17 protein-coding genes and 1 tRNA gene are annotated in these 24,173 nt (G+C 68.5%); 10 read left to right on the forward strand and 8 right to left on the reverse strand.

Features of this window, described 5'->3' with window-relative positions:
- Positions 1 to 998 precede the first annotated feature (998 nt).
- Genes ACIQZO_RS21160 through ACIQZO_RS21170 form a run of 3 tightly spaced genes read right to left on the reverse strand, consistent with a single transcriptional unit; the run spans position 999 to position 8,146 of the window.
- On the reverse strand, positions 999 to 3,725 hold the full coding sequence (locus ACIQZO_RS21160) for an RNaseH domain-containing protein (protein ID WP_403628190.1): 2,727 nt from the start codon (positions 3,723 to 3,725) through the stop codon (positions 999 to 1,001).
- 13 nt (positions 3,726 to 3,738) lie between these two features.
- Positions 3,739 to 7,053 carry a hypothetical protein gene (locus ACIQZO_RS21165; protein ID WP_403628192.1) on the reverse strand — a complete coding sequence of 1,105 codons (3,315 nt, stop codon included), beginning with the start codon at positions 7,051 to 7,053 and terminating at the stop codon, positions 3,739 to 3,741.
- Positions 7,043 to 8,146, reverse strand: a complete 1,104-nt coding sequence (locus ACIQZO_RS21170; protein WP_403628194.1) for a hypothetical protein — start codon at positions 8,144 to 8,146, stop codon at positions 7,043 to 7,045. The genes ACIQZO_RS21165 and ACIQZO_RS21170 overlap by 11 nt, the downstream gene beginning before the upstream one ends.
- Before the next feature lie 198 nt (positions 8,147 to 8,344).
- Here ACIQZO_RS21170 and ACIQZO_RS21175 point away from each other — a divergent pair, with 198 nt between their 5' ends.
- A complete protein-coding gene (locus tag ACIQZO_RS21175) occupies positions 8,345 to 8,587 on the forward strand; it encodes a hypothetical protein (protein ID WP_403628196.1) in 243 nt (80 codons plus the stop codon).
- Positions 8,588 to 8,772: 185 nt separating this feature from the next.
- On the opposite strand, the gene ACIQZO_RS21180 is transcribed toward ACIQZO_RS21175, so the two are convergent.
- The 3 genes from ACIQZO_RS21180 to ACIQZO_RS21190 are packed head-to-tail and all read right to left on the reverse strand — an operon-like array spanning position 8,773 to position 11,818.
- Entirely contained in the window at positions 8,773 to 9,303 is a 531-nt protein-coding gene (locus ACIQZO_RS21180; protein WP_403628198.1) for a hypothetical protein, read from the reverse strand.
- Positions 9,304 to 9,320: 17 nt separating this feature from the next.
- Positions 9,321 to 10,547 carry a NucA/NucB deoxyribonuclease domain-containing protein gene (locus ACIQZO_RS21185; RefSeq protein WP_403628200.1) on the reverse strand — a complete coding sequence of 409 codons (1,227 nt, stop codon included), beginning with the start codon at positions 10,545 to 10,547 and terminating at the stop codon, positions 9,321 to 9,323.
- On the reverse strand, positions 10,544 to 11,818 hold the full coding sequence (locus tag ACIQZO_RS21190) for a hypothetical protein (protein WP_403628202.1): 1,275 nt from the start codon (positions 11,816 to 11,818) through the stop codon (positions 10,544 to 10,546). The genes ACIQZO_RS21185 and ACIQZO_RS21190 overlap by 4 nt, the downstream gene beginning before the upstream one ends.
- 76 nt (positions 11,819 to 11,894) lie before the next feature.
- Between ACIQZO_RS21190 and ACIQZO_RS21195 the strand changes: the two genes are divergently transcribed.
- Positions 11,895 to 12,194: a transposase gene (locus tag ACIQZO_RS21195; RefSeq protein ID WP_403628204.1), complete on the forward strand. Its 300-nt coding sequence runs from the start codon at positions 11,895 to 11,897 to the stop codon at positions 12,192 to 12,194.
- A complete protein-coding gene (locus ACIQZO_RS21200) occupies positions 12,182 to 13,123 on the forward strand; it encodes an IS3 family transposase (protein ID WP_403628206.1) in 942 nt (313 codons plus the stop codon). Before ACIQZO_RS21195 ends, ACIQZO_RS21200 begins: the two co-directional genes overlap by 13 nt.
- A gap of 236 nt (positions 13,124 to 13,359) precedes the next feature.
- Here ACIQZO_RS21200 and ACIQZO_RS21205 read toward each other — a convergent pair whose 3' ends face one another.
- Both ACIQZO_RS21205 and ACIQZO_RS21210 read right to left on the reverse strand, forming a co-directional pair.
- Positions 13,360 to 13,833, reverse strand: a complete 474-nt coding sequence (locus tag ACIQZO_RS21205) for an AbrB family transcriptional regulator (protein WP_403628208.1) — start codon at positions 13,831 to 13,833, stop codon at positions 13,360 to 13,362.
- 576 nt (positions 13,834 to 14,409) lie between these two features.
- Positions 14,410 to 14,481, reverse strand: a tRNA-Arg gene (locus ACIQZO_RS21210).
- Between the two features lie 82 nt (positions 14,482 to 14,563).
- Between ACIQZO_RS21210 and ACIQZO_RS21215 the strand changes: the two genes are divergently transcribed.
- The 7 genes from ACIQZO_RS21215 to rho all read left to right on the forward strand — a co-directional run bounded on the left by ACIQZO_RS21215 (position 14,564) and on the right by rho (position 23,988).
- Complete coding sequence (locus ACIQZO_RS21215; protein ID WP_403628210.1) at positions 14,564 to 15,061, forward strand: response regulator; 498 nt, start codon at positions 14,564 to 14,566, stop codon at positions 15,059 to 15,061.
- Positions 15,062 to 15,132: 71 nt separating this feature from the next.
- On the forward strand, positions 15,133 to 16,110 hold the full coding sequence (gene nrtL / locus ACIQZO_RS21220) for an ArgS-related anticodon-binding protein NrtL (protein ID WP_403628212.1): 978 nt from the start codon (positions 15,133 to 15,135) through the stop codon (positions 16,108 to 16,110).
- Between the two features lie 19 nt (positions 16,111 to 16,129).
- The gene (gene lysA / locus ACIQZO_RS21225) at positions 16,130 to 17,521 is read left to right on the forward strand and encodes a diaminopimelate decarboxylase (RefSeq protein ID WP_403628214.1); all 1,392 of its coding nucleotides are present in this window, start codon (positions 16,130 to 16,132) and stop codon (positions 17,519 to 17,521) included.
- A 122-nt stretch (positions 17,522 to 17,643) separates the two neighbouring features.
- Positions 17,644 to 18,948, forward strand: coding sequence for a homoserine dehydrogenase (locus ACIQZO_RS21230; protein WP_403628216.1), 1,305 nt, complete (start codon positions 17,644 to 17,646; stop codon positions 18,946 to 18,948).
- A gap of 6 nt (positions 18,949 to 18,954) precedes the next feature.
- Positions 18,955 to 20,025 (forward strand): threonine synthase, encoded by a 1,071-nt coding sequence (gene thrC / locus ACIQZO_RS21235; protein WP_403628218.1) that lies wholly within the window; start codon positions 18,955 to 18,957, stop codon positions 20,023 to 20,025.
- Positions 20,026 to 20,461: 436 nt separating this feature from the next.
- Positions 20,462 to 21,388 (forward strand): homoserine kinase, encoded by a 927-nt coding sequence (gene thrB / locus ACIQZO_RS21240; RefSeq protein ID WP_403628220.1) that lies wholly within the window; start codon positions 20,462 to 20,464, stop codon positions 21,386 to 21,388.
- A 434-nt stretch (positions 21,389 to 21,822) separates the two neighbouring features.
- Complete coding sequence (gene rho, locus ACIQZO_RS21245; protein WP_403628222.1) at positions 21,823 to 23,988, forward strand: transcription termination factor Rho; 2,166 nt, start codon at positions 21,823 to 21,825, stop codon at positions 23,986 to 23,988.
- Positions 23,989 to 24,173: the final 185 nt, after the last annotated feature.

Consider the following 24,173-nt stretch of genomic DNA (forward strand, 5'->3'; position numbering starts at 1 on the left):
TGTCGCACGCGAGGTCTACCACCACCTCACCAGCGCATTCAGCGGAGCACCCCGGCTGTCTCCCACAGCTTGACGATCTATAGAAGCTTCAGAGCCCGTAATTCCCCACCTCGAACGTCACGGAATGTGCCAGGGGGGCGGCGGCGTCGCGACCGTCGTGGCCAAGGGGACGATGGTCAAGCGTCGAGATCCCCACGCCGCCAGGGGTTCCCGGGCCGCCCGATAGCCAGACCGTCGTTCAGGCGGGTCAGGGCTGTCCAGGTGGCCGTAGGCCGGCGCGGAGCGCCGCCGCAGGCGCCCTTGACCGACCGGACCAGCCTCACACTCAGCCGTCGGGCGGCCCGTCACGGCCCCTGCCCAGGTGGGGAATTGCGAGACCCCTGACACCTTTGGGCGTCAGCCGGTAGGACCAGGGGTGGGCCTCCTCGATGAGGTGGAGGCCCTGAGGTCCGAGTTGTCGCGCCGCGGCGCGGCCGATGCTGTACTTGGCAAGCCCGTCGGGTCCAGCTTCAGCGATCTCTTGGAGACTATCGGCGATCCATTGCGGAAGAGTGGTGGGTTCTGTCCGCCGCTCCTCTTCGTTCGTCCGGGCGGCTGCACGCCCAGCTGAGGTGAGGCGGATCTGTGTTTCCGTGGGGTGTCCGGGGAGCGTGTCGACTCGGATCTCGCGGGTGCGGAGCAGGCCCCGTCGGCAGAGCGCGGCGAGCGTGGCTCCGGCCCCCGTGTCGCGCAGGCCTTGGGTGTCCAGGCGCTGTTGGCAGACGGTGGGACCGGCACCCGGGTGCTTCGTGTTATAGGGGATCCAGCGCCAGGTGTCGGCTGGGTCCCGTTGCAGGCTTCGGTGCCACCGGCTGCGCTGCTCGTGTTCGGCCTCTTGGTCGAGCTTGTAGAAGACCGCGAGGTAGCTCCGCTGGCGGTCGTTGAGTTCTGACCAGTGTTGGTGGGCGGCGGGTGTCGTAGGGGCGCGGCCCGTGCGGGGGGCTTGGGGCGGCAAGGTGTCATCCGTCGTACTCGGTGATGGGTTCGACGAGGTAGTGCGGCAGGATGTGCTCGCTCACGGTGTGTGCGAGGTGAAGCACGGCAGGTAGTGCGAGTGGGTCTGAGAAGTGTGCTGCCTCGTATCGCTGCTGGTGCACGAAGGCGGCCCATGCAGATGGGTCGTCGTCCTGGGCATGGCAAGCAACGAGGAGCTCCAGCATCTGGGGGTTCCAGACGTCCGCGAGCGTGTCGTGCTTCACGCCGTAGACCTTGTTCTTCTCCTCGTCTTTGCCCGTGCAGCCCCAATGGGCTTCGATGCGTGAGCCCTTCGGGGAGCCGTTGCCGGCAGTGGCTGGCTTCTTGGACGTGCTGAAGAAGTGCCGGGGCCGGTGCGGGTCCGCCCAGAAATGAGAGCCGACACCTACATCGCCGTCTTTGCCCCCCTCGGTGAAGCTGAAGTGCTGGCTGGTTTCGTCGCGCACGTTGGTGCGCAGCCGGATGTGGCGCAGCCCCTTGCGGCGGTCGGCGGGGACGGGGCTACCGGCGTCGAAGGCGAGGGAATCCGCTGCCAGCTTGCCGTTGGTGAGGCCGGGGCAGCTGGAGCGCAAGTTCTGCGCGAGAGTCAGCAGGGCGATGGGCGTGCCATCGCAGATCTCCTCGGTCACTTCTTGGAAGAATGCCTGAATCCGTTCGTGGGCGAGCCGCCGCTCGATGTCGAAGTCGGTCAGGGTGAGCAGACCTTGATGGAAGGGCATCCAGGCTTCGGCGTGGGGTAGTCGGATCCGGGCGAAGGGCTCGTCAGGCGTGTGGGAGACAGCCAGGGGCAATAGGGCACGGCTCTCCTTGTTGCGGCGTACTACCCACAGGCCCACGGTCGTCACGTCACCGAGGGGACTGGTCTTCGTGCCGGGTTTTGAGGGATGGGTGAGCAGCCCTGTCTGGCGGACGAGTAGGTCCATGACGGACTTGGCGGCGCGCTGGCGACGGGTGGCCGCGGTTTCCTGGCCGGGAAGGGGGCCTGTCGGCTTGGGCGGTGTGATGTTCTGGGCAAGTACACCGATGGAGGCCGCTGCCGCTTTGACCGCCTGCTTGGGGTCATGTTCCGCGCTGTTGTACGCGTCCGCGTCGGGCATTTCGATCAGAGCGAATCGCTGCCGGTTCGAGGGCTCCGGCAAGCGCAGCCGCTCGATGGTGCGGTCACGGCGAGGGGCGGTGGCCTGGCGGACCCGGTCCGTGCGGTTCTTGATGGTGCTGTCGACCTGGAGTGCAGAGGCGATCTCGCCCACAGGCTGCGTCCCGATGATGACAGGGATGTCGCCTGTCGCCAGGGCGTACTCGTACCGAGAGGGTTTGCCCTGGTCCTGCGGTGGGTGGGGCGCAGGCGTGCCGAACGCCGTGTGCAGTGTGGTGAGCAGCTCGTCTCGCATGACTGTGGTGTCCCACAGCACTTCGATGGCGATGCCGTCAGGTACGGCTCGGGCGAGGGCAGGCTGATCGATACGCAGCAGATGATCTGCCGACGGTCGGGGCCGCACCGGGACGGGAACGCGGCGCAGTGGTTCCTCTGGCTTGGCAATGTCAGTGAGGGCGGTTGTGAGCTGTCGGAAGATTTGCCAGCGGTCGCGGGCTGAGGTGCCCTTGCCGACGGAGTGCTTGGCGTACTTGCCCAGCCCGTCACGGAAGGGCACGCCGGCGAGCGGTGGTTTGCCGTCGGCGGCCTTGAAGAAGGCGTAAGGGTCGGCGGCCAGTTCGGGTGCCGCGGGGAGGTAGCGGCGTGATGTATAGCGCGCCAGTGTGTCGGCGAGCACGTCATCCCATTCCATCTTGCCCTCCTTCTTCCCCCTGGGCCCGGGCTGCCAATTCATTCGCGCCCGTCCGAAGGGACTGGTTGCGTTGGCCCAGGGGGATGGGGTGAACAAGTAGGCGGTGATGGCGCGTTTTCCGTCCCAGACGTTGCTGCGTGCCCACCGCCGAATGCCGACACGGGCGTGCAGCAGGTTGTCCGAGCGCAGATCCAGCGCGTGATTCTGTGCGGTCAGGCGCAGGGTGTATGACCACGGATACGCTGTCTTGTTCTCGCTCTCGTACGTGTACGGGGGCCACGAGATCAGTTCGGCGCCCTCATCGCTCACTACGCGCCGCCACTTCGAAATGCCGTACGTCTTAAGTTCTTTTGGAGCGCCGTTACTGTCCCACTCCCAGCCGGAGTGCTCGACCTGCCAGCCGCTGGCGACGAGCTGGGTGGCCACCAGGTTCGGCAGGATGCGGTACTCCACGTCACGGAGAACGTCGTCCTTCGGGACGTGCAGCTCACGGAGCTCGCTGCGAAGGTCGTTTGCCTTGAAACCGTCCAGGACGGAGGCAAGTTCCGTGAGATCTACCGGTTCTGGGCGGCCGCGCAGGCGGGCTTTTTCATTCTTCGCGAGGGCGGCTACCACCAGCCCGCTGCGTACCAGTTCGACGATCAGGTCCGTATCCGGCTGCGGGCTGCCGTCCTGGTGGTTCCAGGCCAGCCACACTCTGCCCTGCCGTCCTGAGCTGTCGCCGACGAGCACGTGGGGAAGCAGCGCGGTGATACCGGTGGTCACGGCCCACAATGGCAGACCGTGCCATTCCTCCTCTTCGTCGTTGCGCCGGTCACGGCGGAAGACCCGCTTGTGCAGTTCCCGCGCCCAGGGCTGGGGGAACTCGTAGGCGCGATAGGTACCGAGAGGTTGGCTCTCGGTGGGCTTCAGGATGAGGGACATGCGCTGGAGGCGGTCATACATCGCCACGGTATTGCTCCAAGAGGTTGTGCAGGCCGTGCTTGAGCGGGAGGTAGAGGGGGGTGGCGATCTCGGCGTGCGGCCCCGACATCGCCTCCTCCAGGGCCCGGTACATGCCGAGGAGGATGCTGTCGTCGCTGCGTGGAGCGAAGGCGCCGTCGCAGAAGTAGATCCGGGCCCGGGCCGCGCCACGGAGCATGCGGCCGGCGATCTGGTTGAGCGGAGGGATGTTCGTCCAGTCCATCGCACGCCGCTCAAGCGCTCCGGTGAGGGCGTAGCGCACCGGTTCTTCCAGCCGGTCCGCCCACCGGCGGTGGGCGATGCGCTGAAACATCTCTGCACGCTCTCCTAGCGGCGCGTCCGGCAAGCCCGCGGACGGCATCCCATTGCGGATCTCCTCCACACCCCACCGGTTCATGGACTCGATGTGGTAGCCGAGGTCCTCGGGATGCAGATGCGGGCGCACCAGATACAGGGCGGCGCCGAGCGCGGCGACGTGATCGTCGTTGAGGATGTTGTGGCCGCGCTCGATGGCAAGCATGGGCGTGATCAGGATCCAGACGTCCTGATGGCTGGCGAGCGTGGACACCCTGCTGCGGGCGAGCGAGCCGTGGTCCCAGTGATGGGTGCCTCGGTCATCGTCCGGAACCATGTGCATGATCTGGCCCGCCCACTCGGGCCGCAGTTCCACCAGCTTGCGGTGCGCCAGCTTCGCTTCCTGGTAGTTCCCTACCAGGAGCAGCAGCCGGTGACGGCCGGGTTCAAGGTCGTCCCTGATTCGTTCGAGCGTGCTGGGCCGCACTCCGCGCGGGCCGGGCTGGGCCGTGCAGAAGTCGACGAGGATGTCGCAGAGAGCGGCGGTGCGTTTGTCGCCGAGCTTTCCTGAGACCTTGCGCTCGTAGGAGCGGCCGTCGGGCCCCTTGCTGATAGAGGGCAGGTAGAAGCACTCGATGCGCTGATCGACGGGGACGGCTTCGGCGGCGTGGGAGGTAAGAATGCCGGCCACCGGCACCTGGACGTCGTAGCGCGGAGAGGTCCCCGCCCAGCTGGTCGCCGACAGCAGCAGCACCCCAGGGCGGGGCTGCCCGTCAGCCGAGCCGCCGAACAGATGGGGAAGGCTGAGCAGCAGCCATCGGCCGATCCCACTGCAGCGGAAGAAACTGAGCGTGCCCAGCTGGTCGGTAGGCGCGTGCTCATCTTCCCGGTACTGGAAGCCCAGCAAGTTCCCCATGGGGCTCTCGGGCACGAGCGGCAGATACTCGGCCGGCGGGCGGTGCACCAGGCTGGAGGACATGCCTTCCGCGCCAGTCTCGCTCTCCACCTCCCAGCTGTACCGGGTCAGGTGGTCAAGCTGCTTGGCCAACAGGGCGACCGTCATGGCGACCTGGAAACGAATGGCCAGACGACGGCGTGGCTCGCCGTCGGCGACGATGACGTCGCAGTCCTCGCGCAGCCAGTCCATCAACTGCTGCGTGATGTGCCCGGTGTCGTCGTACCCACGAGCAGAGATCTCGCTCAGGGCAGCGACCCTCGGGTCGCTGCCCTGGTAGAGCCCGCCAGGGTCGGTCAGCCACTCACGCAGAACCGACCGCCACCGGCTGAAAAGCTCCTCGTCCACCTTCCAGCGCGGCCGCTCTTCGGCGCTTTCCGATTCCTTCGGCGGCCGCCTGGAGATCTCGACGGCAAGCTGCACACCCAATCGCCACTCGTTGAAGTAGCCCTCGCGCAGCCATTCCCGCACGTGCCCATGCTCGCCCAGCAAGGCTCGCAGGCGGGCCACGAGCATGCCAGCGGAGTTGATCGAGATCGACCACTGACGGACCGTCGAACTGGTCGTGAGATGCTTGCAACGATTGGCCCGGTTATGTTGCTCGAACAGCGGACGGACCTCATCGAGGTACGCATCCTTGCCAGGGCCTGCCAGCGTCTGGGACGGGCTGAAGATCTCGTCCAGCTGGATCTGCACGCGATCCGCCTCGTCGAAGGCGAAGACGTCACTGCGTTCGTAGGCCAGCTCAAGGTACCGCTTCGACTCGTCCGTCAACTGCGCGGGTACACGGCAGTGCAACAGGCTCGGTGCCGTGGCCACCCAGATCGGGGCATCGACCAGCGCGCGTGCCGCCTCGTGCCGCCCGCACCCGTGGAACAGCGGGCACGCACACCGCCCCCGAAGGGCCCTCCCCTTTGACGTCTCCTGGTCATCCTGGACAAGCTCCAGCCGCCCGAAGCACGGCGCGTCCCCCAGGGCCAACGGGGCCGTAAGGTCCGGCAGCGTCCCTTGCATCGGGCAGGCCGTCGACACCCAACGAAGCCGCTCGTCCCGCAGCAGCTCCACTCCGACCGTCGTCGGGTCCGGTGGCCGGTGCAGCTGGCGCAGATGCTGACCGCGCGTCGACGCGCCGAGGATCGGGGCCGCCGAGCCCGGTGCATAGCGGTTCAGGTCGCCCACCATGTTCAGCATTGCGATCACGTCGCCCAGCACCAGCGTCATCGTGTACCGGTGCCCGGCCGCCCACACTGCCAGCACAGTCAGCAAGGTGGTCTTGCCGACCGCCGGCATACCCACCAGGTGCAGTACGTCCTCGATGTGCAGCCGTCGCGCCGGCCGAAGGCCACGAGGCCCGCGAAGATGCAGATGAAGGTCCCGGATCCGTCCGTACCAATTGCAGTGGCGTCCCGCTGCCGCATCCACCGCGTCCATCTTCCTGGCGGTCGCCAGCAGGGAGGCCCAGTTGAACTTCATCCGCCGTCGACGGCGCAGACCAGCGTGGCCTGCGCATGGGGAAGGCACGAGCCACCGGGGAAGACGCACGCGGTACCGGGTGCCATCCGCGCTGAACGTGTACGCGGTCTCCGGCTCTGCCAGCCGTACCGGCTCGCGCCTGTGCTCCGGGGCACAGGCCAGCGCCTCGGCGTACGCCTCGAGCCGGTCCCGTCCATCGGAAAGTTCCCGCTGCACCGGCGGACAACCGGAATCCTTGACGATGAAAAGCCGCAGATGCTCCGGAAACTCCCCATACGCTTCGAGGGCCTCGTACCAGTCCTGATCCTTCTTGAGCTCCCCGATCAGCCAGCGCACCGAACTGTTCATCGCCGGGGCGCCGGCACCGACAGGCCGGAAGTCGAACCCCTTCAGCAGAGCCCACACATCCCGAGCGGCAGCCAGCGGAGCCCAGACCGATAGCGCGTAGAGACCGAACTCCACGGTCAGTGCACGGCGCAGCTCTGCCTCGCTTGCACCGGCCTCCTGCGCGGCCTTCCCCAGCCGCTTCACCAGCTTCCGCCGCCACTCGGAACGATCACGGGCCACAGGTGACCACCCCAGGTGCGCCGAGGTCAGGGCACTGCTGGATCAAGTCCTCGATGGTGATTGCCTGAACGTGCGGTTGGGCATGCAGAGCCGTGCTGTGCTTGCGCAGGATACGCAAGTACTCCTGCCTGCCTCGCGTACGATCCTGCGGAACCGCCACGAACCCCTTGTCGTAGGCGTACGGGTGGCTTCCAGACCACTCCGGAAACTTCTTGATCTTCCGGGCGAGGAGGAAGGGATTCCTCCAGTCCTTCACGTCCACACCGATCGCGAAGCCACCCGGCCAGGTCGCCACGGTGTCCAGCGCGTCGTACCCCGGCGAGACCAGGACCCGCGCCCCACGCGCCGCCAGCCCCTCGGCGAGCCGCACCTCTGCCTGGCCAGGCAGAGCGATATAGCCCACGAGGTCGGCCTGCAGACGGAATGCCCCTTCCGCTTCCCTCATGTTGGGGACGGAACCGTAGCGGTGCCCGGCACAGCGCCAGCTCGGACATACCCACCCTTCACCGCCGACCAGCGACATCCACTGGCGGCACCTCCGGCACACCGCGATCCGGCCATCAACCGTGCCTTCGGAAGGGACTGGCTCGTACGACTCGTCGAGCCACACCGCCCAGGACGGCACGTCAAGAAACCGGTTCCGCTGCCGCATCATCTCTAGGGCCGACAAGACCGCCTTCTCGGTCAGCAGCATGCGCCAGTGCGCGTACAACTCAGGCCGACCCAGCGCCCTGGCCACGTCCTTCACGTGATTGACCAGTGCGCTCTCATGAACATCGGCCACCAAGTCACGGGTCGCACGTACCCACTCCCGGCAGAACTCACTCGGGACACCATCGATCAGCAGGAGCTCGCCGTCGGCCTGGGCATCCGGATCGAACACGAGAGGCCAGTCCCGCATCGGCCTCTGAGCGCACCATGACCAGACCAGATCCGCGACCCCTACCGGCACCTTCAGCCCCTGACGGGCGCAAGCCACCGCGAGCCGATCAAGCCCAAGCTGCAGCCGGTCGTCGTAAGGGCGGCGCCGGTCCACCTGACCCGACCAGGCAGCGATGCTGTTCAACCCGGAAGCGACCAGGCTGAGCAGCACCTCCGACTCCCGCTCGGGGCTGTTGCGGCCCGAGTAACCAGGAAGAGATTCCAAAATTGACACAGCGGCACGTTAGAAGGAGGTCGTGGGCCAGGGTGAATGCAGGACCGATACTCTCCAGCGGGATCCACCCATTTGGCCGCCAGCGGCGAACCTCAAACCCGCACCAGGCGCGCGATCCGCTGACCGCCGTGCCCCATGTCGGCGGATGCCGGCGGCTACCGGCGAGCCCGGGGCCCGCGGCTGGTCGGGCTGTTCGCGGGCATGTACTACGCGAGCCTGCGCCAGGAGGAGGCAATCGCGGTGGCGCTGCCGGACTGCCGTCTGCCGAGGACCGGGTGGGGGCGGTTGATCGTGCACCGCACCCTGCCAGAGGCGGGCGAGCGGTGGACCGACACCTGGCATTATCACGACGAACGCCGACAGTTGGGCAGTAGGTGATCAGGATGACCGTACGGCCCACACCCAGCGCCCGGATGCGGGCACCGAGCCGGTCTGGTCCGAAATAGCAGCCGGCCCCAGGCCGACGGGGCATAGCAGGCGATCTGGGGAAAAGGGCCCGTGTCTCCGCGCCAGTGGATTGAAGTCACGGGCCCCATCTGCTGTTTGGGGAACCGTGCCCAAGGCTATCCCTCGTCCTCGTCCTCGGGTTCGGATTCCCTTACGAACCAGAGGTCGAGGGTGTACTGCTCAGGCGTGGAGCACTGTTTCCAGGCTGCTCCGATCTGTTCCGCGCCCCATTGCTCATCGACAGCGCGCTGGAGGCACGTGTCGTAGTAGGCGGCCGTGGCGTCTCGTCCGCTCCATGCCGCGTGCCCGTCGTAGACGCCGGGTCGGGGCAGATCCATCATGCCCGCCGGCCCGAAGGTGAGCTGGTTGACGACGAGTTGGCCCGTCTCGGATTCCAGGGAGACAGGGACCGTGCCCTCAGCGTCTGCCGGGGGCTTCTGGGGGGTGTCCCAGACCCTGATGGTGACCTGTACTTCGATGTCGGGTTGAAGGCTGTGCAGGTAGAGGTGGTATCCGTTTCCGGCGACTACCTGTGTCCTTGATTGCTGCAATGCCGCGTCGTCGCCGAGGTAGGCGTCAGAGTCGTAGACCTCCACAATCCTGCGGTCCGGTCGGGCCGTGGTGCTGTACTCGGTGATGAGGGACACGGGGGCTCCGTCACTGCTCAGGGAGTGATCTTCACGTAGAACGCGTCTCCGTCGAGAATGCGGTTCAGGGTGAACATTTCGTTGAGCTTTCGGCCGCCTGTCTCATTGTCAGTTCCGTCGATGAGCCTGGCCGAGAACCTGTTTCCCGGGGCGGCAGCGCCTTCTTTGGTGGAAGCGAAGGGGTACTCGTCGCACTGGAGCGTCGTCCCTTTGTAATCACCCCACACATCGTTGCATGTCGCGATGGCCTTCTCCCGGTTCTTTTCCTGCTTGTCCTTGTCTATGAGGCGGTGGAGGGGTTCGGTGGCTCCGGGGACGGTCTTGCCGGCCCAGGAGGGGAAGGTGCGTTCGGGAAGCTGCTGGGCATCGAGGATGTGCCGGGCGCTCTGGTCGACGGCGGGGTCTTTCAGGCTCATCACTAGTTCGACGCGGGCTTCGGTGAAGACGGTGCCCTTGTACTTGCCGGCGGTCGGCCCCGCGTAGTCGAAGCGGACGCTGGAGTAGGCCATGACGGGATCCGTCCAGGGCACCGCGGTGGGTGAGGATACCCGCATGTCCAGGGAGATCATCCCGGAGACGATCTGGGTGTTGACGGGATCGAGCTTCCCGGTGTCGGGCGAGGTGTAGTTGAGCTGCCAGAAGGGTTTGGTGGTCCACTGCGCGATGTTCTCGCTGCGGCTGGTGACGGCCGGTTTGGTCATCTGGGGGTTGGGGCCGCTGGCCGAGGCGTTGATCGTGTGGCTGAAGTTCTGCTCGATCTTCCACGTCGCGGGATTCTCACCGGCGATCGCCTTGGTGCGGATGCTCTCGATACTGCTGGTGTAGTCGGCACGACGGGATCCGTCGTAGGAGAAGCCGAGGATCCACAGGTCGAACCAGAGTTCGCCCCGCAGACGCTTCTCTTTGTCGATGAGTTTGAGGTAAACGGGCTGGTGCACGCACGTCTCGAAGCGGCTCTTGACCCAGCCCTTGCGGGTGTTCGCCTCCGGATGGGTGGCGCACTCGGTGCGCAGGTCCTTCTCCTCCTGGCCGACTGCGGCCGTGGCATTCGGACCGGTCTGCCGAATCGATTCTGCGCTGGCTGACCCGGCTGTTCCGAGGCCGGCTGCGAGCATGAGTGCGGTGGACAGCACGACCGTCGCGGTTAGGCGCCAGCGGGCGCGGCCGGGCAGCAGGGGTGGGCGGCCGTCAGGCACGGAAGGCTCCTCGGCTGTGATCGAGGCGATCACGGTGGTGGTGGTCACGAGTGGCACAGTTGCCCCCAGCAGGCGTCCAGAAGCTGTCCGGTGGCGGCCGAGTAGGTGGCCCGGAAGCCCTGGAAAGTCAGACCACGCTGCTCCAGTCCGTGGTTCGGCGCCGAGGACTCCACGGTCACCACGGCGGTTTCACTGGCGGCCGGCGACTGCAAGCTGAGCCCGAAGGTGCCTGCGGCGCTGGGGGCCCGGGTTTCCGTGGTGACGCGCTGGGTGTTCTGGGCAACTCCGAAGGACGCCGCAGCCCGGGCGCCGATGTCAGCAGCTGCCGCCGGGGCGCCGTCCGCGCGTACGGAGGAGCGGGAGGCGCTCCGGAGCGCGGCGGCGTTGCAGACCTTGGCGGTCTGCACGCATTCGGACAGGCCGGGGACCGAGGTCAGGCAGGTGTCGGGGTCGGTGGCCAGGCACCGCGACAGCGCCTTCTGGTCGACTCCGTTGAGTGTGCCCGTCGACCGGGGAGGCAGCGGGCTCGCCTGCGAGGTGGTGGTACCGGGCTTGCTCACGGTCCACTGGGTGAGCTTCGTGGCGTCCGTCAGCTTCGTGTTGAAGCAGTACGGCGCGGTGTAGACGGCCGTCGGGTCGGAGGGAAGTCCCTTGGACTGTCCGCAGATTCCCAGAGTGGCGACCTGGGCGGTGTCCGCGATCGCGGCCCGGGACCAGGCCTTGTTCTCCGCCATGAACTGCACCCGGTTCGCGATCTCCGGAACCGTGACGTGCTGTGGTCCCATGACCTCCAGGCCGATGTCGATCCGGTTGGAGTTCCCGCGTGGGACCTTGAGCTGGTCGGTGGTGCTGCCGACCCAGTTGAAGTCGTACAGCACGTCCCACTGGTCGCCACCGGCCTGGCGGACCGTCATGTAGGTGTGGTTCATGTTGTCCGCCACCGCCGGGTTGATTCCGGCCGTGATCGCCTTCGTCTTGCCCCCGCTGTTGCCCAGCTCGGTCCATCGCGGCCCGTACGTGCTGGTCGTCGTGCCGGTCTTCTCGGCGTAGAGACCGACCTCGATGGAGTTGGCGAACATCCCCCCTTCGGTGTTGGGGACCATCCGCAGGTAGTTCGACGCCTGCGCGGACCCGGCGTCCCCGCCACTGCCGAAGGTGATGGGCACGTTCCGCCAGGTGCCGAACGCACCGATCACCGGCTCACCGGGCTGGGTGCACGCCACCGCCCAGAAGAAGATGCGGGCCTGATGGGTTTCGTTACAGCTCTGCACCGGTGCGCTGGCGCTGGCAGGCGACGCCGCCGCCAGCGGCAGAACCATGGCCGACGCCACCGCAGACAGAGCTGAGCATCCCCTCGTAGCGTAGAGGCCGTGACTACAGGGGAAGTTGGGAGTCATGGCAGAGAAGAGGCGGAAGTTCGATGCGGAGTTCCGTGAGGGGGCTGTGCGGATCGTGACCGAGACCGGCAAGCCGGTCGCGCAGGTCGCGAGGGAGTTGGGGATCAACGACACCACGCTGGCCAGCTGGGTCTCGCGGGCCCGCCGGTCGGGCACGTCTTCCGGTGGGCGGGGCGAGAGCGCCCAGGAGGAACTGGAGCGGCTGCGCAGGCGCAACGCCGAGCTGACCAGGGAGAACAAGGAGCTGGCCATGGAGCGTGATGTCCTCAAACGCTGCATGGTCCTGTGGGTGAAGTAGCTGTGGCGGACCCGGCGGCCCTCGTCGGGGTGATCAGCGACCAGAGGACCGAGCACGGCATACCGCACTCCGTCTCCTGCCGCGCGCTCAGCATCTCCGAGGCGTGGTACTACAAGTGGCGCCGCAGGCCGGCCGCACCGACGAACCGCGAGGTCAGACGCGCGCGACTGGAGGAGAGGATCAAGCACTTCTTCCACCGCTCGGGCGAGACCTACGGCTCGCCCAGGATCACGCTCGACCTGTGGGCCGAGGGCTGGAAGGTCTCGGTGAACACGGTCGCCGAGATCATGGCCGACCTCGGGCTCCAGGGCCGCAAGCCGCCGCGTCGGCGCCGCTCGCTGACCCGGCAGGGCAAGCGCAAAGCGGCCCGCGACCTGGTCGGCCGACACTTCGACGCGGTCGCTCCCGACGTTCTCTGGGTGGGTGATATGACCGAAATCGAGACCGGGGAGGGAAAGTTGTACCTGGCCACGGTCATCGACCTGTTCTCACGCCGCCTGCTCGGCTACGCGATGGGCGCCCACCATGACGCGGGCCTGGTCGGCGCGTCGCTGAAAATGGCCGCCGCGACCCGGGGAGGTCAGGTGGACGGGGTGATCTTTCACAGCGACCGCGGCAGCGAATACACCAGCGAGGCGTACAACAACCTGTGCGACCGGCTGGGCGTGGTGCAGTCCATGGGTCGCGTCGGATCGGCCCTCGACAACGCCGCCGCGGAGAGCTTCAACTCGCTGATCAAGGTCGAGTACATCCACCGCCGCCGGTTCGCCACCCGCGCCGAGGCCCGCCTGAAGATCGCCACCTGGATCACCGACTTCTACAACACCCGCCGGAGGCACAGCTCGGCCGGCGGACTACCGCCGGCGGAGTTCGAACGGATCATCAACGAAGCACGCGCCAGCCGCCATCAGGAGGACCTGGCCGCATAAGGAAGGCCTCTACGAAACCAGGGGATTGACAGAGCCGCGAGTAGCCTTCCCCGTAAGTGCAAGACTCCCCCTATTGGATCATGATCATTTATATGGCCACGTGAACCTATCGAATCGATGCATGCAGCAACGGTTGGGCCGCCGAATTGACCGGAACCGGAGGAAGGCTGGCTCAACCACCGCCCCGGGAACCCCCGGAGACGTCTGCGGGCAGACAGTGGCTACCGGGCGGGAGCTCAGCCGATGCGCGAAACCTCGCGACGTGCTTCTGGCGTGCGGGCCCGGCGATGGCGTCCCGGAGTGGGTGGGTTACTTGGACGCGGCCGAGCACGCTGACGCTGGCGCGTGACCTCGCCGGACTGTGTCGTGGCTGGTGCCGGTCCGCGAGTATCCGCTTCGAGGGCGCGCTGAAGCTGGTTGGGGGGGGGCGAAGTGAGGGTCAGCAGGCGCCGCGTGCGGGTGACGGCAGGGCGGGTGAAGCGCAGCCCGATGTCGAGTCCAACGGCCGTGAACGGCGGTGCGCAATGGTCCGGTGGGGGCGAAGCCGGTCGCGGTGCCGCTGAGGGTGATGGCGGCCTCACCAGCATGGGGCCGAGCAGGCCCGGGCTGGGCGGGTGCACCCACTGGCCGAGGCGCAAACCGGTGAAGGCGATCATGGCCAGCAGCAGGAGTCCGATGTCCTGGTCGGGGCCGCTCACCACGTTCCACACCTCTGGATCGGTTGTTCCGCGGAAGCGGGGGTGGCTGGGGTGAGGAGCCAGTGCTTCACGAAAGGCGGCTGACCAGTGGAATCGTTGGGAGACAAGCCTGGGCGTGGCCCGGTGAGGCAGAGCGCGGCCCGAAAAGAGCAGCGCCGCAGGCCCTTTCGTATGCCCGGCGCGATGTTCGCAGTCGGCCGCACCCCCCTATGCAGCCCCCTCGATCCAGGGGTGTGGTGCCGGTTGCAGGGGAACTGGATGGATCTCGCAAATGTCGCATATTGGGCCCTGGGTGCAACGACCCACCAGACCGTTGACGTTCGCCGCGCATACGGGCAGGTCGGACGGGATTGCCGCAGCGTGGAACGCAGACGTGCCGTACGCCGGTCTGGGAGAGCTGGTGTGTGGGTCGCGCGCTCGGTGCAAGGGGTCTGACCTGCGTGAATCCCAGAACGAAGGGGCCGGGTCCGGCACTTGCGGCGCCGCAAGTCCTGAAAAGGAGCAACGGTCACAAGACCGCTTACGTTTTGGCATGTACGAGAAAGGGTCTGACCCGCGTTTCCACAGGTCAGACCCTCTTTCCGGATGTGCCCCCGGCAGGATTCGAACCTGCGCACACGGCTCCGGAGGCCGTTGCTCTATCCCCTGAGCTACGGGGGCGCGTCGCTCGTGTTGCTGCGACGGGTGGAACACTACCAGCTCTCACCGGGTGATCAGGAACTCGTTTACCGGGGAGTGGGGAGTGCGTCGCCCGCAGGGGGTGGAAGTGGCAAAAACCCGGACGCGGGGGCCCGGCTCGACCTACTCTCGAGTTGTGCCAGGCGTCTCGGGCCGGGTGCTTGTTGTCGACGACAACAAGGTCATCCGGCAGCTGATCAAGGTCAATCTCGAGCTGGAGGGCTTCGAGGTCGTGACCGCGAACGATGGTGCCGAGTGTCTGGACGTCGTGCATCGTGTGGCTCCCGATGTGATCACCCTTGATGTGGTCATGCCGCGGCTGGACGGGTTCGGGGCCGCCGCGCAGTTGAGGGCCGATCCGCGGACCCGGGACGTGCCCGTCGCCATCGTCAGTGCCTGTACGCAGCAGGAGGTCGAGGCCGGGATCGCGGCCGGGGTCGATGCCTTCCTGGCGAAGCCGTTCGAGCCCACCGAGCTGGTGCGGGTGGTGCGCGGGCTGATCGAGCGCAAGGACCGGCGTGACGGCAGGAAAGGGGCGCCCGCCGGGAGGGGGAGGGGGTAGCTCCCCCTAGCACTGTTCACATGGCGAAACCCTTCGCGGGATGCGGGGGCGTCTCCCCTAGGCTGGGACCCGTGAACCCCGCCGACCTCCCCCGTGCCGTCGTACGCGCCGTGCGCTGCGCCGTCGCCGACGGGGAGCTGGCCGCCGGAGCGGTGGTGCCCGAGCGGGTTGTCGTCGAGCGGACCCGGCCCGGTGGGGTGGGGGACTACGCCACCCCCGTCGCCTTCCAGGTCGCCAAGTCCGCCGGGATCGCGCCCCACGCCGTGGCGCAGGTGCTCGCCCGCCGGCTCGCGCACGAGTCCGGGATCGAGCGTGTGGAGGTCACCGGTCCGGGGTTCCTGTGTTTCGTGCTGCCGGCGCCCTCCGCCCCCGAGGTCACCTCGCGGGTGATCATCGACGACATCGTCATCCGCGATGTGCGCGGAGGGGCTGCCTTCCTCCCTCCCGCCGACGCCACCGATGCCTCCCTCGAGCTGCGGGAGCGGGTCGTGCGCGACTGCGTGCTGCGGCTCCTGCGCACCCAGGGCGGAGGGGACACCGACGGTCTCGTGGTGGTCGCACCCGTCGCCAAGCGGGACGCCGATGTCCTCGCCCGGTACGGGGCCGACGCCGCCCGGTGGGCCATGCTCGCCGTGCCGGCCAAGGAGACGCCCGCGTTCGGCGAGGTGCTGCTCCTCCAGGGGGAGGGCAACGAGTTCTTCCGGGTGCGGTACGCCCATGCCCGCGCGCGGGCCCTCGTACGGAGCGCCGAGCAGCTGGGTTTCCGTCCGGAGGCAGGTGATGTCGACGCCCCCGAACTGCTCCGCGCCCTCGCCGACCACCCCCTCGTCCTCGAGGCCGCCGCCCATCACCGCGCGCCCGAGCGGCTCGTGCGGCAGCTCGTCGAGGTGGCCGACGCCTTGCTCGACTTCCAGTACCGCGTCCTGCCCAAGGGCGACGAGAAACCCTCGGCCGCCCACCGCGCCCGGCTGGCTCTTGCCGAAGCCGCCGGGACGGTGCTGGCCGGCGGCCTCGCCCTGCTCGGCATAGACGCACCGACACGCCTGTGACCCGCGAAGAGAGATACCGATGAGCCGTTCCGCGCACCCCGCCGGGCCCCGCCACGCCGACGTTCTGCCCGAGGGGCACTACTCCCCGCCGCCCGCCGACCTGAACGCGCTCGACGAGAAGGTCTGGGCCCGGACCGTCACGCGCGGCGGCGACGGTGTCGTCACCGTCGGCGGCATCGAAGTCACCAAGCTCGCCGAGGAGTTCGGCACCCCCGCCTACTTCCTCGACGAGGAGGACTTCCGGTCCCGGTGCCGGGCCTGGGCGCACGCCTTCGGCCCCGACGCCGATGTCTTCTACGCCGGCAAGGCGTTCCTCTCCAAGGCCGTCGTGAAGTGGCTGAAGGAGGAGGGGCTGAACGTCGACGTGTGCTCCGGTGGGGAGCTGACCACCGCACTCACCGCCGGGATGCCCGCCGCGCGGATCGCGTTCCACGGCAACAACAAGTCCGAGAGCGAGATCCGCCGGGCCGTTGAGGCCGGCGTGGGACGCATCGTGCTCGACTCCTTCCAGGAGATCGCCCGCGTCGCGCACATCGCCCGCGAGCTGGGCGTGCGCCAGCCCGTCCAGATCCGTGTGACGGTCGGCGTGGAGGCGCACACCCACGAGTTCATCGCGACCGCGCACGAGGACCAGAAGTTCGGTATCGCCGTGGCCGACGGCTCCGCCGCCGAAGCCGTGCGGCGCGCGCTCGGGCACGACTCGCTGGATCTGCTCGGCGTCCACTCCCACATCGGTTCGCAGATCTTCGACATGGCCGGCTTCGAGGTCTCCGCCAAGCGCGTCGTGCGGCTGCTGGCCGCCGTACGGGACGAGCACGGCGTGGAGCTCCCCGAGATCGACCTCGGCGGCGGCCTCGGTATCGCCTACACCTCGAACGACGACCCGCGCGAGCCCCACGAGATCGCCAAGGCCCTGCACGAGATCGTGGCCCGGGAGTGCGAGAGCGCCGGGCTGCGCGCCCCGCGGATCTCGGTCGAGCCCGGCCGCGCCATCGTCGGCCCGACCGCCTTCACCCTCTACGAGGTCGGCACGATCAAGCCGCTGGAGGGGCTGCGCACCTACGTCTCCGTCGACGGCGGGATGTCCGACAACATCCGCACCGCCCTCTACGACGCCGAGTACTCCATCGCGCTCGTCTCCCGCACCTCCGACGCGGAGCCCATGCTCGTGCGCGTCGTCGGCAAGCACTGCGAGAGCGGTGACATCGTCGTGAAGGATGCGTTCCTGCCCGCAGACCTCGCCCCCGGCGACCTCCTGGCCGTCCCGGCCACCGGCGCGTACTGCCGCTCCATGGCCAGCAACTACAACCACGTGCTGCGCCCGCCGGTCGTCGCCGTGCGCGACGGCGCGGCCCGAGTGATCGTCCGCCGTGAGACGGAGGAAGATCTCCTGCGTCTCGACCTCGGATGATGAAATAGGTGTCTCACTCAATGGACCGAGGATGGAAACTGCTGTCCATTGCGTGAGACTGGTTCCACCCGGCGGTCAAACCGCCCGCCGGGTATCGATGGAAGACGAAAGGCGTAGGTCGAATGATGCGTACGCGTCCGCTGAAGGTGGCGCTGCTGGGCTGTGGAGTGGTCGGCTCAGAAGTGGCTCGCATCATGACGACGCACGCCGACGACCTCACGCAGAGGATCGGCGCGCCCGTGGAGCTCGCCGGAGTGGCCGTACGCCGCCCCTCCAAGATCCGTGAGGGCATCGATCCCGCGCTGATCACCACCGATGCGACCGCCCTCCTCAAACGCGGTGACATCGACATCGCCATCGAGGTCATCGGCGGCATCGAGCCCGCCCGTACGCTCATCACCACCGCCTTCGAGCAGGGCATCTCCGTGGTGTCCGCGAACAAGGCGCTGCTCGCCCAGGACGGCGCCGCGCTGCATGCCGCAGCCGAGCAGCACGGTCTGGACCTCTACTACGAGGCCGCCGTCGCCGGCGCCATCCCGCTGGTCCGCCCGATGCGCGAGTCCCTCGCCGGCGACAAGATCAACCGGGTGATGGGCATCGTCAACGGCACGACGAACTTCATCCTCGACAAGATGGACTCCACCGGCGCCGGGTACCAGGAAGCGCTCGACGAGGCCACCGCCCTCGGATACGCCGAGGCCGACCCGACCGCCGACGTCGAGGGCTACGACGCCGCCGCCAAGGCCGCGATCCTGGCCGGCATCGCCTTCCACACCCGCGTCCGCCTGGACGACGTGTACCGCGAGGGCATGACCGAGGTCAGCGCCGCCGACTTCGCCTCCGCCAAGCGGATGGGCTGCACCATCAAGCTCCTCGCCATCCTGGAGCGCGCCGCCGACGGCGAGTCCGTCACCGCACGCGTCCACCCGGCGATGATCCCGCTCAGCCACCCGCTCGCCTCCGTCCGCGAGGCGTACAACGCGGTCTTCGTCGAGGCGGAGGCCGCCGGCCGGCTCATGTTCTACGGGCCCGGCGCGGGCGGCGCGCCGACCGCGTCCGCGGTCCTCGGCGACCTCGTCGCCGTCGCCCGCAACATGCTCGCCGAGGCAACGGGGCCCGGCGAGTCGGCGTACACCCAGCTGCCGGTCAGCCCCATGGGGGACGTCGTCACCCGCTACCACATCAGCCTCGATGTGGCGGACAAGCCGGGTGTGCTCGCCCAGGTGGCCACCACCTTCGCGGAGCACGGTGTGTCCATCGATACCGTACGACAGCAAGGACGTCCGGACGGGGTCGGCAACGAGGCCTCCCTCGTCGTCGTCACCCACCGCGCACCCGACGCCGCCCTCTCCGGGACCGTCGAGGCGCTGCGGAAGCTGGACACCGTCCGCGGTGTCGCCAGCATCATGCGTGTTGAAGGGGAGTAAGGGCCCATGAGCAGCAATCGCACCCACCAGTGGCGCGGCATCATCGAGGAGTACCGGGACCGCCTGCCGGTCACGGCCAAGACTCCCGTGGTGACGCTCCGCGAGGGCGGCACTCCCCTCGTCCCCGCCCAGGTGCTCTCCGAGCGCACCGGCTGCGAGGTGCACCTGAAGGTCGAGGGGGCGAACCCCACCGGGTCCTTCAAGGACCGCGGCATGACCATGGCGATCACCAAGGCCAAGGAAGAGGGTGCGCAGGCGGTCATCTGCGCCTCCACCGGCAACACTTCCGCCTCCGCCGCCGCGTACGCGGTGCGCGCCGGGATGGTCTGCGCGGTGCTCGTGCCCCGCGGCAAGATCGCGCTCGGCAAGATGGGCCAGGCCCTGGTGCACGGCGCCAAGATCCTGCAGGTGGACGGCAACTTCGACGACTGCCTGAACCTGGCCCGCGCGCTCTCCGACAACTACCCGGTCGCGCTGGTCAATTCGGTCAACCCGGTGCGTATCGAGGGCCAGAAGACGGCCGCGTTCGAGATCGTCGACGCGCTCGGCGACGCCCCCGACATCCACGTGCTGCCCGTCGGCAACGCCGGCAACATCACCGCGTACTGGAAGGGCTTCAAGGAGTACAAGGCCGACGGCCTGTCCACCCGTACGCCCCGCGTGTGGGGTTTCCAGGCTTCCGGTTCCGCGCCCATCGTGCGCGGCGAGGTCGTCAAGGAGCCGCACACCATCGCCACCGCGATCCGGATCGGCAACCCGGCCTCCTGGGACTACGCACTGGCCGCGCGCGACGAGTCGGGCGGCTTCATCGATGAGGTGACGGACCGCCAGATCCTCGCCGCCTACCGGCTGTTGGCCGCGCAGGAGGGTGTCTTCGTCGAGCCCGCGTCGGCCGCCTCGGTGGCCGGTCTGCTCAAGGCGGCCGAGCTGGGCCTGGTCGACCCGGGCCAGCAGATCGTGTGCACCGTCACCGGCAACGGCCTGAAGGACCCCGACTGGGCGATCGCCGGCGCTCCGCAGCCGATCACCGTTCCGGTGGACGCCGAAGCCGCTGCCGTGCGCCTCGGCCTGGTCTGACCGCAGGACCGGCGCCACCGCGTCGAAGCAGTACCGAAGTACCGAAGTACCGAAGTACCGAAGTACCGAAGTACAGAAGTGCCGAAGCACCGCGGCACCGCAGCACCGTGTGAAACCGGGTTCCGGAGGCTCCCGAGGGCCTTTCGCGGCCTTCCCGGGAGGCCTCCGGAACCCGGCAACTCGCCTCGTACGGCAACAAAAATGCGCCCGAAGCCGGTCGAAGCCGGTCGAAGTCCGCGACACGCATCGTGCGCCTCCTGTGCGCCCTATGTCGCGAGAGAACCTTCCTTCGATACGCTGTACCTACATCCGCCACCGCGCATATGACTGCGGTGCTGCCCCGAGGGCCTTCGGGTGTCGTACGTTCTCCAGTACATTCGCAGCGAGCCAGCGAAGAGCGAAGATCTCGCACAGTCACAAGGAGTGTCATCGGAAGATGGCCGGTCCAGCGTTCCGCGCCGCCGCCGTACGGGTGCGCGTCCCCGCCAGCAGTGCCAATCTCGGCCCGGGCTTCGACGCCCTGGGCCTGGCCCTGGGGCTCTACGACGACGTGGTCGTCCGGGTGGCCGACTCCGGCCTGAACATCGACATCGCGGGCGAGGGCGCCGACACCCTCCCGCGGGACGAGAGCCACCTGCTCGTACGGTCCATGCGCACCGCCTTCGACCTGCTGGGCGGCCAGCCGCGCGGCCTCGAGGTCGTCTGCGCCAACCGCATCCCGCACGGCCGCGGCCTCGGCTCCTCCTCCGCCGCCATCTGCGCCGGCATCGTCGCCGCCCGCGCCGTGACGATAGGTGGCGAGGCCAGGCTCGACGACGCGGCGCTGCTGGAACTCGCCACCGAGATCGAGGGCCACCCCGACAACGTCGCCGCCTGTCTGCTCGGCGGGTTCACCCTCGCCTGGATGGACGGCGGCAGCGCCAAGGCGATCCGTATGGAGCCCGCCGAATCCATCGTTCCGGTGGTCTTCGTACCGTCCAGGCCGGTCCTGACGGAGACCGCGCGCGGCCTGCTGCCGCGCACGGTCCCGCACGTGGACGCGGCCGCCAACGCCGGCCGCGCGGGCCTGCTCGTGGAAGCCCTGACCAGGCGTCCCGAGCTGCTGCTGCCGGCCACCGAAGACCGGCTCCACCAGGAGTACCGGTCCCCGGCGATGCCCGAGAGCGTGGCACTCGTCAACAGGCTGCGGGCGGACGGGATCCCCGCGGTCATCTCCGGCGCGGGACCCACGGTCCTCGCGCTGGTCGACAACGGTGCGGCCGACAAGGTCGCGCAGCTCGCGGGCGAGGGGTGGGCGGCCAACCGGCTCGCTCTCGACGCCGCGGGCGCGAGCGTACTTCCGCTGGGCACCCAGGGCGGCTGAGGCCGCTCTTTCGGAGTGCGCAGCCGGTCAGGGGCGGGCGGCCTGGGCAGGCCGCCCGCGCGGAAGGGCGCGATTGCCGGTGATTGAGAGGGGGAATATCTATTGGATCCGGTAGTGTTAGTCTCAAGTGCGCATCGGAAGCCGCCATGGCTCGGTGCTCAGAGTCCCCATCCGGGACCACATTTCTTCCGGGAGCCTCCCCGACTGCTTTGATTCGTTCCAGCAGTTTCGAGCACGCTCCGGAATCGGCGTGACATTCCCACGCTTTCAGCTCGGGGGCTTCTCGCCGGAAACCAGCCATGCACGTTTCTCTCCGCCGTATTTCTACCGGCGGACCACCGCCCCGGCACGGTCCACACCTAGGACTGTTGTCGGACAGCACAACCGGTCGCCGAGCCAGACAGGCCGACGTCCGCTCCAGGGAAGGACCCTTCGTGAGCGACACCACCGATCTGATGGGCGCTGCCGACACCTCTGTCGACGCCAGTGCCCCCGCCGCGGGCGCCGCACCCAAGCGTCGACGCACCGGCACCGGCCTTGACGGCATGGTCCTGGCCGAGCTGCAGCAGGTCGCGTCGGGCCTCGGGATCAGGGGCACCGCGCGGATGCGCAAGAGCCAGCTGATCGAGGTCATCAAGGAGGCGCAGGCGGGCGGCAGTGCCCCCAAGGCCACTGCCTCCGCCGCCGCAGACACCGCCGAGGCCAAGCCGAAGCGCCGTGCCACCAGCAAGGCCCGCACGAGTGAGGCCGCCGCGGAGGCGCCCGCCGAGAAGCCCGCCACGCAGGCGCAGATCGAGATCCCGGGTCAGCCGGCAGGGGGCCCCTCCCGCGCGAGCGAAGCCGAGCGCGGGGGAGACGACGCGCCGGCCGGCGAGCGCCGCCGCCGTCGGGCCACTGCCCCCTCCGGCAGCCCGGAGGCCTCGGCCCCCGTCGCCGTGCAGGTCGAGCAGAAGACCGAGACCGAGACCGCCCCCTCCGCCCCGTCCGAGGCCAAGGCAGAAGCCGCCACCGCGGTCTCCGCCGGCCAGGGTCAGGACGGCGAGGGCCGCGGCCGTCGCGAGCGCCGTGACCGCGGCGAGCGCGGTGACCGCGGCGACCGTCAGCGCGACCGCCGTGACCGCGGCGCCAAGGCCGACGACCAGGGCCAGGCCGGCCAGGGTCAGGGCCAGGGCGCGCAGAGCGGCCAGAGCCAGGGCGGCCAGAGCCAGGGCGGCCAGAGCCAGGGTGGCCAGGGCGGCGGCCGTCAGGACCGCGCCGACCGCCAGCAGCAGGGCGGCCGAGGCCAGGGCCAGAGCCAGGGCCAGCAGGGCGGCCGTCAGGACCGGGACCGTCAGGACAACGGCCCGCAGGACGACTTCGACGAGGACGGCCGGCGTGGCCGTCGCGGCCGCTACCGCGACCGCCGTGGCCGCCGTGGCCGCGACGAGTTCGCGCCGGCCGAGCCGCAGGTCGCCGACGACGACGTCCTGATCCCCGTCGCGGGCATCCTCGACATCCTCGACAACTACGCGTTCATCCGGACCTCGGGCTACCTGCCCGGCCCGAACGACGTGTACGTCTCCCTCGCCCAGGTCCGCAAGGCCGGCCTGCGCAAGGGCGACCACACCACCGGTGCGGTCCGCCAGCCCAAGGACGGCGAGCGCCGCGAGAAGTTCAACGCGCTCGTGCGTCTGGACTCCGTCAACGGCATGGCGCCCGAATCCGGCCGCGGCCGCCCGGAGTTCCAGAAGCTGACCCCGCTCTACCCGCAGGACCGGCTCCGTCTGGAGACCGACCCGGGCGTGCTGACCACCCGCATCATCGACCTCGTGTCGCCGATCGGTAAGGGCCAGCGAGGCCTGATCGTGGCCCCGCCGAAGACCGGTAAGACCATGATCATGCAGGCGATCGCCAACGCGATCACCATCAACAACCCCGAGTGCCACCTGATGGTCGTCCTGGTCGACGAGCGTCCGGAAGAGGTCACCGACATGCAGCGGTCGGTCAAGGGAGAGGTCATCTCCTCGACCTTCGACCGCCCGGCCGAGGACCACACCACCGTCGCCGAGCTGGCCATCGAGCGCGCCAAGCGTCTCGTCGAGCTGGGTCACGACGTGGTCGTCCTGCTGGACTCCATCACCCGTCTGGGCCGCGCGTACAACCTCTCGGCGCCCGCCTCCGGCCGCATCCTGTCCGGTGGTGTCGACTCGACCGCGCTGTACCCGCCGAAGCGCTTCTTCGGTGCCGCGCGCAACATCGAGGACGGCGGCTCGCTGACCATCCTGGCCACCGCGCTCGTCGACACCGGCTCGCGCATGGACGAGGTGATCTTCGAGGAGTTCAAGGGCACCGGCAATATGGAGCTCAAGCTCGACCGCAAGCTCGCCGACAAGCGCATCTTCCCGGCCGTCGACGTCGACCCGTCGGGCACCCGCAAGGAGGAGATCCTCCTCAACGCGGAGGAGCTCGCCATCGTCTGGAAGCTGCGCCGGGTGCTGCACGCGCTCGACTCGCAGCAGGCGATCGAGCTGCTGCTCGACAAGATGAAGCAGACGAAGTCGAACGCCGAGTTCCTGATGCAGATCGCGAAGACGACCCCGTCGGGCAAGAACGACGACTGACGTCCGGCACGCGCATCGCGCGACAGCCCCCGCCGCACCCGCGGCGGGGGCTGTCGCGCGTCGTGACGGCTTTACGGGGTAGACGCGCCCTGCGGTGCGGTTCGGCCCGGAATGGAACCCCGCGCGCCGTACACCCGTCTGTGTCAGAGGAACCGCGGGGTGGACGGCGGGCCAAAACGATCAGG

The organism is Streptomyces sp. NPDC097617 (assembly GCF_044761485.1).
Classification (GTDB): Bacteria; Actinomycetota; Actinomycetes; order Streptomycetales; family Streptomycetaceae; genus Streptomyces.